This is a genomic window from Lysobacter sp. TAB13, from assembly GCF_052113885.1.
Classification (GTDB): domain Bacteria; phylum Pseudomonadota; class Gammaproteobacteria; order Xanthomonadales; family Xanthomonadaceae; genus Lysobacter; species Lysobacter gummosus.
Window position 1 is genome coordinate 1 of record NZ_JBFRDR010000290.1, and the last position, 403, is coordinate 403.

A 403-nucleotide genomic window follows, 5' to 3' on the forward strand; every position below is an offset into this window, starting at 1 on the left:
CCCCCTGATCGAGGCAGAGCGCTGAGCCGGCGAGCGAGACGCTTCCCGGCTGGCGCACGGAGCCGTCGGCCTTCCGCTCCACGCTCATGCCGGCGAAGGGATAGTTGCCGGGCTCCGCCGCTGCGGCCGAAACCGCGTCGGTCACAAGGATCGAATGGCCAAGGCCTTTGGCGCGCAACAGAGATTTCAGGGCCTTGGGATGGACATGGATGCCGTCGGCAATGAAACTTGCCCAAAGCCCGTCTTCGGCAAGCTGCGCGAAGATCGCATTGGCGAGCTTGTGCGTGACCTGCGGCATGCCGTTGCCGAGATGGGTGGAGAGGGTTGCGCCCGCTGTTGCCGCGGCCGCGACCTGATCGAAGTCAGCCGCTGTATGGCCGAGAGCGACGATCCTGCCCTGGTC

Annotated in this window: 1 pseudogene; it reads right to left on the reverse strand. The window is 66.3% G+C overall.

Annotation, left to right across the window (positions count from 1 at the left end):
- Positions 1-403: pseudogene (locus tag AB4Y92_RS26220) on the reverse strand (N-acetylglucosamine-6-phosphate deacetylase); the annotation flags it as partial.